Source organism: Quyinboa ferrireducens (assembly GCF_042436675.1).
In the GTDB taxonomy this organism is placed as follows: Bacteria; Bacteroidota; Bacteroidia; order Bacteroidales; family UBA5342; genus JBHJHP01.
This window is the reverse complement of sequence record NZ_JBHMVA010000009.1, coordinates 140,973-159,505: the sequence shown is the minus strand read 5'-3', so window position 1 is coordinate 159,505 and position 18,533 is coordinate 140,973. Positions and strand designations below refer to the sequence as shown.

The window sequence follows — 18,533 nt, the reverse complement described above, 5'->3', positions numbered from 1 at the left end:
GACCTAGCCTGCTTTATTTTCCGTTTTAGCAATCCATTATTCCCGGACTCCAGTCTTCACATAAAACCTGAATCATTTTTTTTATGGTCAATTTATATCAGGGACCTACATAAATCTGTGTCTTGTGTCTTGTGTCTTGGTTCTTGGCTCATATTTAAACTTAATTTCGTAATTTTAATCTATCCAAAGTTGAGTCAGTTATGCAAACAATTACTTATGTAAAAGGTGACGCTACAAAACCACAAGGAAGTGGACCCAAAATAATTGTACATATCTGTAATGATATTGGAGGATGGGGTGCCGGATTCGTCCTGGCACTATCCCGGCGTTGGAAACTACCGGAACAAAATTATATGGAATGGTTCAGGAGTGGTAAAAATTTCAAACTGGGAGAAGTACAGATGGTTCAGGTTGAACCGGACATTTGGGTAGCCAATCTTATTGGTCAGAGAGACGTTGTACCGGATGAAAACGGGAAACCACCAATACGGTATAAAGCTGTTTACCTTGGGATGGAAAAACTGGAAAAAAAGGCCCAAAAACTGAAAGCCTCCGTGCACATGCCACGCATTGGTTGTGGTTTAGCCGGAGGTAAATGGAATAAAATTGAACCGATCATAACAGAGAACCTTTTAGAGCAAGGCATTCCTGTAGTTGTATATGATCTGTAAACTACCTGCCTTTGATAAACTTATATAATTTTGTATCTTGTTTACCTGTTTTTGAAATGCAATTTCCTAATACACAAAGTCATGACTGATCGATTCCTTAAAGCAAAACACTGGCAAATATTTCTGCTAACCTTCGGTATTCCTTTTTTAGTACAAATGGTTGTGATGATTAACGTGATGTCCGAGGTTTTTTCAAATCCGCAAGCACCTCCTGCAGATATCGTAGAACACCTAAGATTCATGCCAATTGTTATGTTTGTCTTCACTGCTATATTTTACGGCTGGATATGGTCCGTTGCTACTGGTCTGCAAAGTAAGCTTCCAGCAGGTGTAACAATGAAAGTCAACCGATTTAAAGTCTTCTTTTTTATTCCCATGGTATATCTGCTGCTTATAATTCTCGCAATTTCAATATTCTTAGGCGATCTGGCAACCATGGAAACAGAACCTGATCCTGCAAAAATACTTACACTTGTCCTAACCCTTTTACCATTCCATTTTTTTGCAATATTCTGCCTTTTATACATCCAGTATTTCGCAGCTAAAACAATTAAAACAATTGAATATCAACGGGAAGTATCCTTTGGCGATTTTATCGGTGAGTTTTTCCTGATATGGTTCTACCCTATTGGCATTTGGTTCCTGCAACCCAAAATAAATACTTTTGTCACTAATAATGCAAGCTCAGATGTGCTAACGCCTGAAATTTGATTCGCCTTATGAATGTTACCATTAAAGAACTTACACCAGAATTGCTGGTCGACTATCTCCGCTTTTTTGATACTATGGTGTTTACCGAAAATCCGGATTGGGCTAACTGTTACTGCTACGAATCTTATTTTACAGGGACTTCTGAGGACTGGACAAGGGATAACAACAGAACTGCCGTTATAAAACTGATTGAAAAAGGGACAATGACAGGTTACCTGGCATTTGATAAGGATAAACCTGTTGCGTGGCTTAACATCAACAACAGGAATAATTTCCCATCACTTGAACGCTTCAGGAAAATCAAGGTTGATCGGACAGAAAAAATCTGTTCAGTGGTCTGCTTTGTGATCCACCCCGACTACCGTAGAATGGGAATTGCAACACAGTTACTACAAAAAGCCATTGCAGATTATTCGGATAAAAATTTTGACTTTATGGAAGCCTATCCGGGTAACGGAGACCTGTCGTGCGAAAAACACTATAAAGGACCGCTCTCGATGTATGAAAAAGCCGGCTTCAGTTTATATAAAGAATATGAACATCTTTATGTAATGAGAAAGTCCCTTCAATGAAATTCTGTTACTTATCTTACCAGATTAATTTTTGTTGAAACAACGTTATCCTCTGATTTTGTTTGCAGAATATAGATACCTGAATTTAAAGCATCCGTTTTCAGGGATATCAGTTGAGGGCCTGCCATCAGGTTCTGATTAGTTATTACATCCTTTAATCTTCTGCCATTAATATCAAACAGCACCATGGAATAGTCTCCGGCATGATTAACCTGAAGCATGATCTGTAGATCAGATATGCTGTTCCGTACATTTACACTGAAAGGCACTGCAGAAAGGTCATTCAACGCAGAAGTAACCTGAGCCAGCTTATAAGTTTCGGCTCCGGCCAACAGAAATGCGCCCAGACCAAAATCTTCAAAGTTTGGTTCTTTGTCGTAAGATAAAGGTTGTCCATCTGAAGGTTGTTTTCCGGTTCCCTGAACCCAACCCAAAAATCCGTTATCATGCAATGCATCATTATGTAAGCCGTTCCAGCCCTTTATTACCGCAGGCATATACGTTTCTTTATCAAGAATCCCTTTGTTCATACCCCATGCCAGTCCGTATACAAAAAATCCGGTTCCCGATGTCTCTTTTCCGCCGTAATCATTTGGATCAACAAGACTTGGATTCCAGAATCCGTCCTCTCTCTGACAATTGATCAATGCCGCAGACATGGCTTTATACACATCAAGATATTCTGCATAATGTGTTTCTGTTTCGGGAATTACATCCAACACACGAACCAATGCTGCATACACCCAACCGTTGCCCCTTGACCAGTAACAGGCTTTACCATCAGGAGTGGTGTACGGTGGATCAAAATCCTTATCCCTCCACCACAAACCGTCTGTAGAATTGTACAATCCGTTTGTACCATGCTGGTTTTTCGTGTAACTGAACATTTCGTACATGCGGTTAAAATATTTCGGATCATCATGAACCACACCCAGTTTGGCAAAAACCGGCATTGACATCTGTATGGCATCAATCCACGACCAGTCATCAATTTTTGTGGTGTTGATCATATTATCAATATTTGTCGTGATAGGCGCTATTTTCTCCGGTTTAGGATCCAGTAAATACAATTCAATATAGGTTTGACCACAACACTGATGATCCCCGTCCCGGGTATACAAATTGCCGTAGGTTGGATTCCAGTCGTGGCTCTCAGCCCAATCAACTGCATACTTATATAAGGCATTATTTTCTGTTACAAAGTACATAGCCATCAAGCCTTCATAATATGTGGCACGGGTCCACAGATTACTGGGACGTGTTCTATCCGGGCTTACAATATCAGCTCCCGGATCAGGCCATTTTGCCATAAAATAGTTGTTTGCCAGCTCCATATCAGATAAAATCTCCGATGCGGGAGGCAGAGTCTGAGCAATGCTCAACACAGGAATCAAACCAAAGAAAATGCATAAAAGTGTACCAAAGCGTTTCATAGTGTATTTAATTAACAACAATTATTATAGTTAGCAACGTAATATTCAACGTCCAAAAAACCGTAACATTACTGAGCTATCACACTCAGAAATAAGGCCACAGCTGTTTTTATAAATGCAATAAAGGAATGACTTTCAGTATATTAAAACGATCTGAATTGAAGTATAAAACCAATCAAATTTGATACTCCGCATTAAAGATATAAAAGTTTGATTAAAAACGTAGCAACTAAGTGACTTTCAACATAAAAAATGAAGTAGAGAGAATTCAAATGCTTTTTATATTTTTGTAGTGGTGAACCATTGGATTAATTAAGGATAAACCAATACTATTACGTTATTGCTATGGACAGATTTAAACGCTTAACCTCCTACTTATCAGTAGTCTTACTGTATATTATAATAACTTCAGGCCTTCCTGTTTTTGCACAGAACTGGCCTGCCGGAATCCATGATCCTTCCAGCATTGTAAAATGTAAAGATGTTTACTGGATTTTCGGAACCGGCGATGGCATATATTCCATGTATTCCACAGACCTGGTCACATGGAAATCAGGCCCTACGCCCTTTACCAAAACAGACTTTCCATCCTGGATCCTGAATTATGCCAAAACATCCACAGCAGAGTTCGAGGGTAATTTCTGGGCACCCGATATCATTTACATGAATAATAAATACTATTTGTATTACTCATGTTCGGTATGGGGTACCATGAGTTCATGTATCGGTGTAGTTGTCAATAAAACGCTCGATCCCGCAGATCCTGACTTTGAGTGGGTTGATCAGGGCGATATTGGTATATATTCCAACGGAGGTTATATTAACGCGATTGATCCTTCCGTTATGCGCGGACCGGATAATAAAATCTGGCTGACCTACGGTTCATTTAACCGCGATGCCATCAATGTGTACGAAATAGATACCATCTCAGGACGCCCCAAACCAACCGGAAGATCGACCATTGCCAATTCATGGACCGGTCCCAGCAGCAATAATTATGGTGAAGGAGAAGGTGCCTGTCAGATATATCACGATGGTTACTATTATTTGTTCTATAATAAAGGAGGTTGCTGTAATGGGATAGCCAGTACCTATTACATTGTAATGGGGAGATCCACAAGTCCAAGAGGACCATTTCACGATAAGGCAGGAAAAGCTATGCGTGTGATTAGTGCGCCCAGCGGAGGCACCCTGTTTTTCAGGCATGATAACAGCCGTGGCCTGGATGACCGCTATTACGGTCCGGGTCATGTGGGATATTTTAAAGAAAACGGCGTTGAATATATAACGTTCCATTATTACTCCCCGAACGGCTATTATCCCAGCGAAGCAGCCAATTATATGGGCGGTCCAACGCTTGGATTCGGAATGATTGAATGGGGAGCAGACGGATGGCCTTCCATTTCATTCGATTTTTTGGATAAAGGGTATTATTCACTTAAAAATGCCAACAGCTCTAAAGCGCTGGATGCACAAAACCATTCTATTTCATCTACCAATCTGTATCAGTATGCATATAACTATGCAATGGAATCGCAGAAATGGATGTTTACTCCATTAGGAACAGGAGAATATACCATTCGTAGCTATGCTGATTCAACAAGGTATATTGAAGCAGCAGGCAACGACAATGAGGAGTCCATTCAGCTCACATCATCGTATACAGGTGCAATAAACCAGAAATTCAGACTTGTACAGTCACCAAATGGTAAAACACTGATTTATCCTTCCAGATCGGATAAGATCTTTGAAATTCCTAACGCATACACTACCGATTATCAGGTTAAATTGTGGTCAAATACAAACTCTGACTGTCAAAGATGGTATGCATCTTCCTACGAAGAAACCTTTGCGGTATCTCAGGAGAATGTAAATTTCAGTTATACCGATACCATTTATAAAGAAGTTTTTATAACAAGCAACGCAACCTGGAGCATCAGTGTGGAAGATCCTTCATGGCTGATATTTTCTCCATCTAAAGGCTATGGCGACAAGCAATTGCTTATTCTGGGCAGAGTAAATAATACCGGGGTTGCCAGATCCAATAAGATGACGATACGTACATATGGTGGTCAGGAAGCTGTGATTAATTTTACACAGGCCGCTGATACAAATACCGCTATTGAACATACAGCAGCACTGCAATTTGATGTGTATCCAAACCCATCAAACGGAATGCTTCACCTGATCAGCACAGTTAATGCCACTTACTCTGTATTCGATAATGCAGGGAAAGAAATACTTTCAGGTAAAACAACCTCCACAGCATCTATACTCGATTTAAGCCGACAGAATCCGGGAATCTATTTTATTAAAGTGACCGGTAAAAGGGAATCAGCCATTAAGAGAATCTGGATTAAATAGCATATGCGATAAAATTTTAGTTATCAGAAATTTAAGCTGACTTATACTGTGTAAAAATTATTTATTAAAACCACTCAAATTGTCATGAGATATAGGATAAAGAAATAAACATATTGTATATTTGTTTTAGAATTATTTATTTTTTATACCATGAAACCAATTTTTACCCTTGTTTGCCTTTTTTTATCAGTTATATTTTTAAATGCACAAACACACAAGCTGTTATTTGATGCAAAACTTACACCGTCTAAACATACACTTGAGCATACTGAATTTGTCCCAACGCAATTAGAGTCTACGGATTCAAAGACTGGAACGCTTGATAGTATTGTATATAGTGGATTTGTTGGAACTCCTCCAATATGGTTAGAAAGCCTTGAGAAATATGAATATAAATACGATCAATATGGCAAATTTACAACAGAAATTTTAAGTACAAAAGATACGATACTTAATGTTTGGGTTCCAGTTACAAAAAACGAAATCAGATTCAACGAAAATGGTAATATTGACATATATATTGAATCAGAATATGGAAGCGGAAATTATTTTGTATCGAATAAAACGGAATATTCTTATAATGACAAAGAACTCTTGATAAATGAAATAAAAACATATTATAGCTCCGGAGTTTTTAGCTATCAGTCTAAATCTATTTATGAATATGATGAAAACAATTTTATTATATCGAAAACAAACTATGAAAGAAATATTATTGATGGTTCATGGGAGTACCAGGGAAAGAATATTTACACATTAGATGTTGATGGTAGAATTACTGAAGATATAGTTAAAGATCGTGATATGAACGGTGATGCAGTTATTACTTCATTGGATTGGATGAAGATCAGCTTTGAATATGATGAAAATGGAAACAAAATAAAAGAGTCAAATTATTATTGGAAATCATCAATAAATGATTGGTATGAGTCATCTAAAACCGAATACGAATATGAGGGCAATTTAATGGTTAGTACAAAACATTTTCAACGCAATGGTGATTCTGAGTTTATCATAAACTGGTACGATGAATTTTTATATGATTCAAACGGCAATCAAATTTCATATATTACCAAGGACGTGGAAGATATTGAAGAAGAATCGTGGGATATGGGAGCTAAATATGAATATGACCTAAGTAAGCTTATTCTAGATTATTCAACGCCCTATCTTGAAAATATTGTGTTTTCGGATAATTTTAAATGTATAAATAAACCTGTAAGCATGAGTTATTATAATATCATGGATTTAGAATGGAATCTAAAATTTAAAAGTATTTTCTATTATTCTGATGATGTTGCAACCTCCGTCCCTCGGTTTAATAATATCAATGCCTTTTATATTCAGAAATCTAAAAATATTCAGTTTATCTGGGAAGGATCAAATGAAAATTTAATGCTTGAAATTTACAATATCTCTGGAAAAATAATTCTGGAACAGAAAATTGTTACGAATCAAAACATCAGTTTGGATAGTTTCTCAAACGGAATTTACATCTATAGGTTGAAATGTGGCCATAATATAAAATCAGGTAAATTTGTTCTCTGACGATTATTGCAACTTAACGAAAACCTACGAATCCAAAAATTTCAGGATTGCGGTATCAAAATAATTTAAAACAATCCAGACCAGTATTGCGGTTAGCACGGCTGCAATGGCAAAAGCGATAAAAATTTTTCGACTCCTGCTGGCTTCACTTTTCTTTACCATGGCACGTATAGCCAGGCGTTCTTCAATAGTGAGTTTTCTTGATTTACGTTTCAAGGGCCTGTGCTTGCCCCACTGCCCTTTCATATCAAATATGCGGATATGTTTTGGCCGAATTGATTGATTATACTTAAGCGACTGAATCATCGCCAGAACTGAACCACCAAATCCTCCCATAGCTCTTATAGTTTAAGGTAAATAATATATCCCAGTGCTAAAGTAATTATGCCAACAATGACAATCGCCCTGATCAACTGAACACGCTGTTGCTTACGAATTTTTTCTGAATTGCCTCGCGCTCTGATGACGTTAACTTTTTTCCCTTGTCTTTTATTTTGAGATTGGTTTTAAGATCATGCTCATAATCATAAATGTTTGGATGCCGGGAACGCATTTTTTTGTTATTCTCCAGGACATTTTTCATCGATTGGACAGATCCGAAACCTGACATAACTGGTAATTTTGAAACTAAAGATAGCAAATGTTATCCGTTTTTCAAATATATACGTTTCAAATTCAGGTTTTATTCTGTTCTGAATGAACCATATAAACTGAATTGCATAAAAAAGCCTCAACCGGATGGCTGAGGCTTTACTATTTCTTATATTTATTTACCTGACCACAAAACCATTTTTCATGGAATTTTCAGGTGCTACAAATTCAAGTTTACCTTTGTCATCCTCAGCCAAAAGGATCATCCCCTGACTTTCGATGCCACGGATTTTACGCGGTGCCAAATTGGCCAGAATTAAGACTTTTTTACCGGGTAGCTCTTCTGCCTTAAAATACTCTGCGATACCTGAAACTACTGTTCTCTGATCTATTCCGGTGTCCACTTTCAGTTTCATCAGCTTATCCGTTTTAGGAACACGCTCTGCCTCCAGTATGGTTGCGGTACGGATATCCATTTTCACAAAATCGTCGAATTCGATATTAGGCTTGGCCGGTTCCAGCTTTATCTCGTTGGCTGAGTTTGCTTTTTTTGTATCCATCAGTTTTTGGATCTGTGCCTCAACCACTTCATCTTCTATCTTCTCAAACAACAGTTCAGGTTTACTGATTGTGTGCCCTGCTTCCAACAAATCCGCATTACCCAGATCATCCCAGCTAAGTGCATCCACATTCAGGAACCCTTTTAGTTTGTCTGAACTGAACGGCAGGAACGGAGACAAGCCAATTGCACAGTTAGCCGTAATCTGCAGACTGATATTCATAATAGTTTTAACCCGTTCCGGATCAGTTTTCTGCAAGGCCCATGGTTCGCAATCCGCCAGATACTTATTCCCTAAACGTGCAATATTTATGGCTTCGAACAGTGCTTCACGGAACCGGAAGCTATCCAGGGACTTTTCAATCCTGGCCTTTGTTCCTTCCAGTTCTGTCAGAGTCTGTTTATCATAATCCGTCAATTCACCTGCAACCGGCACCTCACCTTTATAATATTTTTGGGTCAGCACCAAAGCCCGGTTCACAAAGTTGCCGAGAATGGCAACCAACTCGTTATTGTTGCGGGCCTGAAAATCCTTCCAGGTAAAATCGTTATCTTTTGTTTCGGGCGCATTGGCAGTCAATACATAGCGCAATACATCCTGTTTTCCGGGAAACTCTTCAAGGTATTCGTGTAACCATACCGCCCAGTTTCTGGATGTAGAAATTTTATCACCTTCCAGATTCAGAAATTCATTGGCCGGCACATTTTCCGGAAGGATATAATCTCCATGCGCTTTCAGCATAGTCGGGAACACAATGCAGTGGAACACAATATTATCTTTTCCTATAAAGTGCAGCATTCGTGTGCTTTCGTCCTGCCACCACGTCTTCCAGTCGTCAGTCAGTTCTCTTGTGGCAGAGATATAGCCAATAGGTGCATCAAACCATACATACAATACCTTCCCTTCAGCTCCTTCCACCGGAACCGGAACTCCCCAGTTCAGATCACGGCTTACCGCACGAGGCTGTAAACCCATATCGAGCCACGATTTACATTGCCCGTACACGTTGCTTTTCCACTCCTTATGGCCCTCAAGGATCCATTCTTTCAGAAACGGTTCATATTTATCCAGTGGCAGATACCAGTGTTTGGTTTCCTTCAGAACCGGTTTACTGCCCGAAATTACTGATTTAGGTTCAATCAAATCTGTTGCATTAAGCGATGAACCGCAACTTTCACACTGATCCCCATAGGCACCACCTTTTTTACATACCGGACAAATCCCGGTGATATAGCGGTCAGCCAGAAACTGTTTAGCCTCCTCATCGTAATACTGCTCACTGGTCTTTTCAATGAATTCCCCTTTTTCGTACAAGGTTCTGAAAATACCTGAAGCCTGATCGTAATGCGTTGGTGTGGTGGTACGTGAATAAATATCAAAGGTGATTCCGAAATCCTCAAACGATTTTTTTATAATCCCGTGATACCGGTCCACAATATCCTGAGGTGTGACACCTTCATTTTTGGCTTTTAACGTAATCGGCACACCATGTTCATCCGATCCGCCTATCAGCAATATATCCTCACCTTTCATGCGCATATACCGTGCATAAATATCGGCTGGAACGTAAACACCGGCTAAATGTCCGATGTGAACAGGGCCATTGGCATATGGTAAGGCTGTTGTGATAAGGGTTCGTTTAAAATCTTTCATGGTGTTTCCTGCGTTAAAATTTACAAAGCGCAAAGATAATAATAGTGACAGTATTTTTACAGCTTATATTACATTTTATAATAGTGAAGCATTTAACCGTATAGACTCTAAAAGTATGTTTTCAAACACCTGACTTACTGATTTATACAAAAATGTCATATATTTAAAAACAAATTTGATGTATGCCCTATCATTTATCAATAACAGCTGATGCCTTAACAATCTCGCAACGGTTTGGTGTGGGTACGGAACATATTAAGGATTTTACACCCAGAGCTCATATTAACGGATTCTCCTATCCTCAAATACCGGTTATCCTTTATCAGGATAAGATTATGGCGGTTATGGCAAACTGGGGATTGATACCGGAATGGGTAAGAACCATGGAAGAAGCCGGGAATATCAGAAACAACACCCTTATAGCGCGTACAGAAACAATTTTTGAAAAACCATCTTTTAAAACATCCATCCGTAATCACCGATGCATTATTCCGGCTACAGGATTTTTTGAATGGAAATTGTTTGAGAAGAAAAAATTCCCGCACCTTATCTATGTGAAGGATCAGCAGATATTTGCCATGGCAGGCATTTATTCCGAATGGGGAACTGATATGGGTAACAAATCATTTCACACCTTTGCCATTCTCACAAAAGAGGCAAACCCTTTAATGGCCGATATTCATAACACGAAGAAAAGAATGCCGGTTATCCTTTCTCCACAAAATGAGAAGAAATGGATGGATCCGAAACTGAACCATACGGAAATTATGAAGATTATAGCGAATGAAAACAATGATAATCTGGATTTCAGAACCATTCGCCATGATTTTATGCAGAGCTCTGAGCCGGCAGATAAAGTGCTTAAAACCTGGCACTATCCCGAACTGGATAATAATCTGTTGTTTTGAGAGATTATAATATCACAGCATATTCACCGGCTATTAAGTAAAACTATGAACCTAAAACATTACCAAAGCACCCTCAATTTGAGTTTGCGGTTGCACCTTGTTTATTTTTAATTTATTCCATAGATTTAAACATTCCAACTCATAACACCACTTAAACAAAAAAATTATTCGTATGTCAGAGCTTAGGGACCCCGACAAATGCAGACAATGCAACAGTGAACTTTATGGAAACTATTGTTCAAGCTGCGGACAGCCGCGAGAGTTAAAACGCATAAACGGGCATTATGTCCTTTCTGAAATAGGAAGCGTACTCAGCTTTGAAAAGGGTATTCTGTATTCCATCAAGGAACTGATGTTACGTCCGGGAATCAACATCAGGAAGTTTATCACCGAAGACCGTAACCGCCTGGTAAAACCCGTCGTTTTTATCATTGCCACATCGTTGATCTATACCATTTTTCAACAATTGCTGCATTTTGAAGACGGCTATATCAATTACTCCTTTGGAGGTGAAACGGCAGTAAGCACAATTTTTGAATGGGTCTCTACACACTATGGCTATTCCAATATATTAATGGCTGTTTTTATTGCTTTATGGATTCGGCTGTTCTTCAGAAAGTATAAGTATAACTTCTTCGAAATCCTTATCCTGTTGTGCTTTATCATGGGTGTAGGCATGTTAATCTTCACTGTTTTTGGAATTATGGATTCCATTTTCACGTTTAAGATAAGGGATAAAGGATACGTTATAGGCTTTCTTTATATTACCTGGGGCATCGGACAATTTTTTGACAAGAAGAAAATAATGAATTATGTGAAAGGATTATTCAGTTATTTACTGGGAATGATCACGTTTAGTATTGTTGCAGTTGCCTCAGGCCTTATCATTGATGCATTGAGCAAATAATTCAGGTTGAACCTGAGAACTATAAATGCTTGTATTGCAGCAATTCGTTTGGACGTGCGGTCGTACTTTGCATTTTTTTAATGATGTGATTTTAAAATCATCGCTAGGCGTAGTAGAGACGCGATTAATCGCGTCTCTACAACCGTTATTTCATTAGTCGTTTATATGCGGCCGTGCAGCGTTTCAATTTCAAAAGGGGTAACTCTCTCCGGCCTTGATTGACCTGCATAATTATTACCAGGGGTGGCATTCACTTCGTTCATTTACCCCGGGCTAAAGTAATACGACCCCTTCAGGGTCGATCTGGCTTATATCTATAAGTAACACAATGTATAATTGTCTACCCCTCTTTATTTCGAAGCAAAGCGAAGAAAAAGAGAGGGGTCAGTTTGATGTAAGCAAGTTGACCCCTCTTTATTTCGAAGCAAAGCGAAGAAAAAGAGAGGGGTCAGTTTGATGTAAGCAAGTTGATGTTCGGGTCCGGGGTGAGTTATTTTACTGCCAGTCACCCCATGTTGGACGTAGTGTCCACACTACGTCCTAATTCGATACCAGCTTTTTAAATCCTCCGTCCTGATTTCACACTGAGCTTGTCGAAGTGTCCTGATGCTCATCTCCCCGGAGGTTAGTCACCGGGTGAATATAGCAAAGCCGGAAGATTCACCAGATGACTTTACGCATGTTTGCGATATCCTGTCCCTAACGGGACATACACAAAGTTCACTATTCACAACCCTACCATCTCACATGATTTTCAATACCAACTCCCTGTAACAAAAGTCTTATGTCTTACATCTTGGCTCTTGATTCTTGATTCTTGTAAATATTAATCCAATTATCTAATTTTATCAACCGTCCTCCTGATCATGTCAGATATGATCTTCTTAACTTTGTATCTATAAAAATATTCAATTATGAAGAATGCCATCACTATTTTATTCTCAATTATCCTTACAGTTTCAGGATTCGCGCAGACAAAATCAATCCTTTTAACACCTCCGCTTTCAGAAGCCACAGCAGCAAGTGCCGGTATGTCTGAAGAAAGACTGGAACGCATAGATGACATGCTGATGGAGTGCATGAATCTAAACCAGATTCCTGGTGCTGTTGCACTGGTTGTCAGAAATGGTAAAATTGTCTATTACAAAAGCTTTGGAATGGCAGACGTACAAAGCAGGCAACCGTTTAAGCGGGATGACATTTTCCGTATCGCCTCACAAACCAAGGCCATCACATCTACGGCTGTTATGATGCTTTGGGAAGAAGGTAAATTCAGATTGGATGACCCCATTTCAAAGTACATTCCTGATTTTAAAGATGCCCGGGTCCTTGTTTCTTTTAACGACAGTGACACCAGTTATACCACCCGACCGGCAAATAAGCCCATAACAATTCGCCATTTACTGACACATACATCAGGTATAGGATATGGCTTTATAGATAACGATCAGTTTAGAAAGATTTATCAGAAAGCAGGAATTATTGACGCCTTCTCAAACAGAGCTGTGACCATAGAAGATAATATTAAAAAGCTGGCAAAACTGCCACTGCACCACGACCCGGGCGAAAAATTCACGTACAGTGAAGGACTTGATGTTTTAGGCTACTTTATAGAAATTATGTCCGGGATGCCTTTGGATCAGTTCTTTAAAGAACGAATTTTTGAACCTCTGGGAATGAAGGATACCTACTTTTATTTACCGGATTCAAAGAAACGACGGATGGTACCGGTTCAGACAAAAAAAGATGATAAATGGGTACGGTTCAAAGATACCACATATTATAACCCGGACTATCCGACTACCGGTGCCAGGATGTTTTTTTCGGGTGGTGCCGGTCTTTCCAGTACCGTAAAAGACTATGCCAATTTCCTGCAAATGTATTTAAGCAAAGGGGAGTTTAACGGTAAGCGTCTTTTAAGCAGAACTACTGTGCAGGTTATTATGGCGAACCAGGTTGGTGATCTGCTTGGAAATTCCGGTGCGTATTACGGACTTGCGTTCGGAGTACTTAACCAGGATGGGCAGAACATGGGTGGCAGAGGCAGTGCCGGCACGTTTGACTGGGGCGGTTATTTTAACACACAGTATTTTGCCGATCCCAAAGAAAATGTCATTGGTATTCTGTTTAAACAGACCCAAAACAGTGGCCCTGATGATACCGGCTGGAAATTCCGTCAACTGGTTGGGCAGGCCATAGATGATTAAAAAAGGAAACATCTGTCGTTAGATCAGGGAGCAATTCGTTTGGACGTGCGGCCGTGTATGGCATTTAATTCATGATGTGATTGTTAAAATCATCGTTAGGCTTAGTATAGACGCAATTAATCGCGTTACTACAACCGTTATTTCATTCGTCGTTTATATATGCGGCCGTGCAGCGTTTCAATTTCAAAAGGGGTGATCCTCTCCGGCCTTGATTGACCTGCATAATTATTACCCGGGGTGGCATTCTCTTCGTTCATTTACCCCGGGCTAAAGTAATACGACCCCTTCAGGGTCGATCTGGCTTACATCTATAAGTAACACAATGTATAATTGTCTACCCCTCTTTAATTCGAAGCAAAGCGAAGAAAAGAGAGGGGTCAGTTTGATGTCAGCGAGTTGATGTTCGGGACTGGGGTGAGTCATATTACTGCCAGTCACCGGGTGAATATTTCAAAGCCGGCAATAGTTACTTAATCACTATAATATATCTGCGAAAATCAGCGTAAAACATCTGCGCTCCCGATAGCTATCGGGACTGCGGGAACACTATAAATTTAAGTTATTCCACAATCTCCACAATCGCTTTGGCCCAGTCATCGGTATCGTTCAGACTGTGTACCAGGGTAAGTTTTTCGCCGCCGTGTTCCTTAAACAGATGCTGGTATTCTACTTCCAGTTCCACAAAGGTTTCCAGGCAGTCCGCCACAAACGATGGCGCCGTGATTAAGATGTTTTTGGCTCCTTCTTTTGCCTTTTGTTTAATGAGCTCATCGGTAAAGGGATTCAGCCAGTTTTTGGATAAGCGGGACTGAAAACCAACGGAATACCGGTCGCTTTTTAGTCCGGCAGCTTTGGCCAGCAAACGTGTAGTCTGGTAGCAGGTGGCTTTGTAGCAGTAGGTCCCCTGTTCCGGAAAATTGTTGACACAGTCGCATTCAGCGCACTGGTATTGCGGATGGATCTTATTGATCTGCCGTTCGGGCAAGCCGTGATACGAAAAAATAACATGGTCGTATTTCTCCGGTTTGTAAGATGCAATGCGTTTGGAAAAGGCCTCGACAAATGCCGGATGATCGTAATACTGATCTATAAAGCGGATGCCGGGCATAGCCTGCCATTTTTTGGCTTCGGTAAACACCAGGTCGAAGATGGAACCGGTGGTAGACGATGCATATTGCGGGAAGAGCGGAAAGACGATGATCTCGTTAAAGTCCTTATCGTGAATTTCGTTCAGCACTTTAGTCAGGGCCGGTTTGTCGTAGCGCATGGCCGCAAATACCTGCACCTCCTCTCCTTTCAGCTTCTGTACCTTCACAGCCAGCTTCATCAGGTTGATGAGCAAAGGTGAGCCTTCGTCGGTCCAAAGGCGCTGGTACAAGCGGGTGGAATTTTTTACACGAAACGGAATGATGATGAGGTTAACCAGCATTTTCTGCAGCAACCACGGAATATCGATCACCCGGCGGTCGTTCAGAAATTCGGTAAGGTAACGGCGCACGCTGGCCCTGTCCGGGTTGTCCGGCGTTCCGAGGTTTACAATGAGCAGTGCAGTTTTTTTATGTTTCATGATGTAATTGTGTTAAAATCAATATCCATCGTTGGGCGAAGTGTCCACACTACGTCGGTAATTCGATACCGGAGCTATTGATAATTGCCCTCGGTATGTCATATTTTACATCCTTCAAATAAAATCCTCCGTCTTCGGATCTAATGATCCGAAGCCACCTCCTTTACTTCGATACGTCCTGCCAAATCAGGACTACTCAGTAACCCAGGAGGACGTGTTCACAGCTCCAATAATGCAAATTACCAACTTTAATTCAAATGCTAAAAAAAACTCAATTCGTAATTTCAAATTCGTAATTATATGCGGCCGTGCCTCGTCTTTATTTCATTTGCGGTCACATTCCCCGGCCTTGATAAACATTGCATTCAATTCCCGGGGTGGCATTCGCATCGCTCATTTACCCCGGGCTACAAATATGTGACCCTTTCAGGGTCATTTTATTACTGTATCGTCCTGCCAAATCAGGACTACTCAGTAACCCAGGAGGATGTCATGATCGCAAATCTTGCGCCTTATGTCTTGCGTCTTGTGTCTTTAAATTCGTCCACTCTATCCCTTTCTTCAAAAACGCCACAGTTTTTTCCTCTTCCGAGCCGGGTTGCAGCTGCACATTAAAGTCCCAGTCCACCTCGGGTGGCATGCTGATCAGGATGGATTCGATATTGCCCTGGCTGGCCAGTCCGAATCTTGTGCCCCGATCGTACATCAGATTGAACTCCACATAGCGTCCTCTGCGGAGTTTCTGCCACTTTTTCTGTTCAGCACCGAACGGCTTTGAACCATTCTTTGCCATCAGCTCAGCATACATATGCGGATAAAGTTTAGCCAGATCGGAGGTGAATTTTAGCCAGTCGTCCAGGTCGTTGTTCTGATCGGGCGACTGATGATCGAAAAATATACCACCGATTCCCCGTGTCTCATCGCGGTGAGGCAGAAAAAAATAGTCGTCTGCCCATTTCTTAAAATCGGGATAATAAAGCGGATTATATTTATCGCAGACTGCTTTTATTTCGTTGTGAAACCACGCTGCTTCCTCCGGATCAACATACATGGGGGTAAGATCGATGCCGCCACCGAACCATTCTGCCTTGTCATCCAGAGCAAAATAGCGTACGTTCATGTGAATGGTTGGAACAAAGGGATTGGAAGCATGAATGATGGATGAGATGCCGGTCGCCAGAAATGTTTCGGCTTCCTGATGGAACAGCGATTTCATGGTTTCGGTCACCAGCCCGGTTACATACGAAAAGTTGACCCCTGCTTTTTCAATGATGTCGCCACCTTTCATCACACAGGTGAGGCCCGAACCAACTTCCTTTTCCCACGGATGGTCCTCAAAAACACCTTTTCCGTCGGCCTCTTCCAAAACACTGCAGATGTTATGGTGCAACATCCTGTACACCTCTTTTATCTTTTCACCGTTTTTCAAAGTATGGAGAGTTTAAAAACATTCACCAATTATAACCCGGATCAGTCTTTAAGGTTCAATGCTAATTTTGTGGCCTGCTTTACACGGTCGGCCATCCCAATGCCATCGTGTATGTTTCCGGCCAGGATCAGTCCCTGATATTGTTGCTGTACTGTCTCTATTGCTTCCAGACGTTGCGCCGTGCTGGCTTCGTACTGCGGTATGGCATGGTGATACCGGTATATGTTCAAAAGATCCGGTTTTTCACTGCACTGCAGTGTTTCGCGTATCTCTTTCAGCACAATTTCTTTAATCTCTTCGTCGGACATATCCACCATTTCAGGTTTACGCGATCCACCCATGAACAGTGAAATCACAGCGCCACCTTCGGGTGCTCGTCCGGCAAAAATAGACGACGGAAACAGGATGCCCAGTGCATTACGTTTTTCTTTCGACGGGATCAGGCCACCAAAGGCATTCAGCTTGATCCCCTTCCAGGCATTGAAACCAGCAATGGCCTGAACCACTTTAGCATAGCGGGCATTAGACAGATCCTTCATCGTCGATTCTTCCACAAAAGGCAACAGGTCCGGCAGGTTATTGCCCGAAACCGTGGTGATCACCTGGTGATACGTTTTTCTCACCTTCTTCCCTTCGCCATTTGTGAAGGTAATGGTGTATTTTTCGGTATCCGGCTGTACACTTAAATCCTGACATCCCGTAAGTATGCTGTCCTGTCCGATTTCTTCGGCCAGTGCTTTTATCAGCTCTTTCAGTCCGCCTTTAATGGAAAACACCTCGCGGGATACCCGCTTTTCAAGCTCCGTTCTTGGTTGTTTATGCTTAGCCACAGTGCCTTTAATAAAACTACCGTAATCCTGCTCCAGACGGTAGAGTTTTGGTAAGGCAAAGCGTGTGACCAGCTTGTGCGGATCACCGGCATAAATACCCGAAACAAACGGATCAACCGCATAATCCAGAAAACTGCGTCCCAGACGACGGACCACCATATCAGCCACCGTTTCGTCCGGATTTGTTCCCGGTTTACGAAAGGGTTCACCCAGTATCCTGAACTTATCCTTTAAAGTAAAAAGCTTCGTTGAGACTGAATGCTTATGGCCTGAAGGCAAGGCAAGCCATTTTCCGTTTTTCCATATCCAGCGGTTTTTAGACTCTGCATTCGCCGTCTCCACCTCTATTTTATCTTTCAATTCATCAAACAACAGGACCAGCTCCGGTGAACCAATCACACCCGTACTCGGCCCGGTCTCGAACAAAAATCCATCTTCATTCACACTGTTGATCACACCACCAACACGCACATCGCGTTCCAGAACAGTGACATCCTTACCGTATTTTTTAAGGTAAAAAGCCAGCGTCAGACCAGTCAGTCCGCCGCCAATTACTGCGTATGAAGATTTGCTTTTATCCAT

General features: G+C 41.0%; 14 protein-coding genes. 8 read left to right on the top strand and 6 right to left on the bottom strand.

What is annotated here, in order from left to right; translation table 11 throughout:
- Positions 1-200: 200 nt before the first annotated feature.
- From ACE01N_RS13515 to ACE01N_RS13505, 3 genes are all read left to right on the top strand, one after another.
- Positions 201-671 carry a macro domain-containing protein gene (locus ACE01N_RS13515; RefSeq protein ID WP_380589891.1) on the top strand — a complete coding sequence of 157 codons (471 nt, stop codon included), beginning with the start codon at positions 201-203 and terminating at the stop codon, positions 669-671.
- A gap of 81 nt (positions 672-752) precedes the next feature.
- On the top strand, positions 753-1,382 hold the full coding sequence (locus tag ACE01N_RS13510; protein WP_380589888.1) for a hypothetical protein: 630 nt from the start codon (positions 753-755) through the stop codon (positions 1,380-1,382).
- Between the two features lie 8 nt (positions 1,383-1,390).
- Complete coding sequence (locus tag ACE01N_RS13505) at positions 1,391-1,954, top strand: GNAT family N-acetyltransferase (protein ID WP_380589885.1); 564 nt, start codon at positions 1,391-1,393, stop codon at positions 1,952-1,954.
- Positions 1,955-1,965: 11 nt separating this feature from the next.
- Here ACE01N_RS13505 and ACE01N_RS13500 read toward each other — a convergent pair whose 3' ends face one another.
- The gene (locus ACE01N_RS13500) at positions 1,966-3,387 is read right to left on the bottom strand and encodes a glycoside hydrolase family 88 protein (protein ID WP_380589882.1); all 1,422 of its coding nucleotides are present in this window, start codon (positions 3,385-3,387) and stop codon (positions 1,966-1,968) included.
- 345 nt (positions 3,388-3,732) lie between these two features.
- Here ACE01N_RS13500 and ACE01N_RS13495 point away from each other — a divergent pair, with 345 nt between their 5' ends.
- Together ACE01N_RS13495 and ACE01N_RS13490 are read left to right on the top strand one after the other, a co-directional pair.
- On the top strand, positions 3,733-5,751 hold the full coding sequence (locus tag ACE01N_RS13495; protein ID WP_380589879.1) for a family 43 glycosylhydrolase: 2,019 nt from the start codon (positions 3,733-3,735) through the stop codon (positions 5,749-5,751).
- A 150-nt stretch (positions 5,752-5,901) separates the two neighbouring features.
- The gene (locus ACE01N_RS13490; RefSeq protein WP_380589876.1) at positions 5,902-7,299 is read left to right on the top strand and encodes a T9SS type A sorting domain-containing protein; all 1,398 of its coding nucleotides are present in this window, start codon (positions 5,902-5,904) and stop codon (positions 7,297-7,299) included.
- A 24-nt stretch (positions 7,300-7,323) separates the two neighbouring features.
- Here ACE01N_RS13490 and ACE01N_RS13485 read toward each other — a convergent pair whose 3' ends face one another.
- Positions 7,324-7,635 carry a hypothetical protein gene (locus ACE01N_RS13485; RefSeq protein ID WP_380589873.1) on the bottom strand — a complete coding sequence of 104 codons (312 nt, stop codon included), beginning with the start codon at positions 7,633-7,635 and terminating at the stop codon, positions 7,324-7,326.
- A gap of 434 nt (positions 7,636-8,069) precedes the next feature.
- Complete coding sequence (gene metG, locus ACE01N_RS13480) at positions 8,070-10,103, bottom strand: methionine--tRNA ligase (protein WP_380589870.1); 2,034 nt, start codon at positions 10,101-10,103, stop codon at positions 8,070-8,072.
- Positions 10,104-10,285: 182 nt separating this feature from the next.
- Here metG and ACE01N_RS13475 point away from each other — a divergent pair, with 182 nt between their 5' ends.
- The 3 genes from ACE01N_RS13475 to ACE01N_RS13465 all read left to right on the top strand — a co-directional run bounded on the left by ACE01N_RS13475 (position 10,286) and on the right by ACE01N_RS13465 (position 14,125).
- Positions 10,286-11,011, top strand: coding sequence for an SOS response-associated peptidase (locus tag ACE01N_RS13475; RefSeq protein WP_380589867.1), 726 nt, complete (start codon positions 10,286-10,288; stop codon positions 11,009-11,011).
- Between the two features lie 172 nt (positions 11,012-11,183).
- Positions 11,184-11,918 (top strand): DUF3667 domain-containing protein, encoded by a 735-nt coding sequence (locus tag ACE01N_RS13470; protein WP_380589864.1) that lies wholly within the window; start codon positions 11,184-11,186, stop codon positions 11,916-11,918.
- Positions 11,919-12,832: 914 nt separating this feature from the next.
- Positions 12,833-14,125, top strand: coding sequence for a serine hydrolase domain-containing protein (locus ACE01N_RS13465; RefSeq protein ID WP_380589861.1), 1,293 nt, complete (start codon positions 12,833-12,835; stop codon positions 14,123-14,125).
- Positions 14,126-14,684: 559 nt separating this feature from the next.
- Here ACE01N_RS13465 and hemH read toward each other — a convergent pair.
- From hemH to hemG, 3 genes are all read right to left on the bottom strand, one after another.
- Complete coding sequence (hemH, locus tag ACE01N_RS13460; RefSeq protein WP_380589858.1) at positions 14,685-15,692, bottom strand: ferrochelatase; 1,008 nt, start codon at positions 15,690-15,692, stop codon at positions 14,685-14,687.
- 490 nt (positions 15,693-16,182) lie between these two features.
- The gene (gene hemF, locus ACE01N_RS13455) at positions 16,183-17,121 is read right to left on the bottom strand and encodes an oxygen-dependent coproporphyrinogen oxidase (protein ID WP_380589855.1); all 939 of its coding nucleotides are present in this window, start codon (positions 17,119-17,121) and stop codon (positions 16,183-16,185) included.
- A 41-nt stretch (positions 17,122-17,162) separates the two neighbouring features.
- Positions 17,163-18,533: a protoporphyrinogen oxidase gene (gene hemG / locus ACE01N_RS13450; RefSeq protein WP_380589850.1), complete on the bottom strand. Its 1,371-nt coding sequence runs from the start codon at positions 18,531-18,533 to the stop codon at positions 17,163-17,165.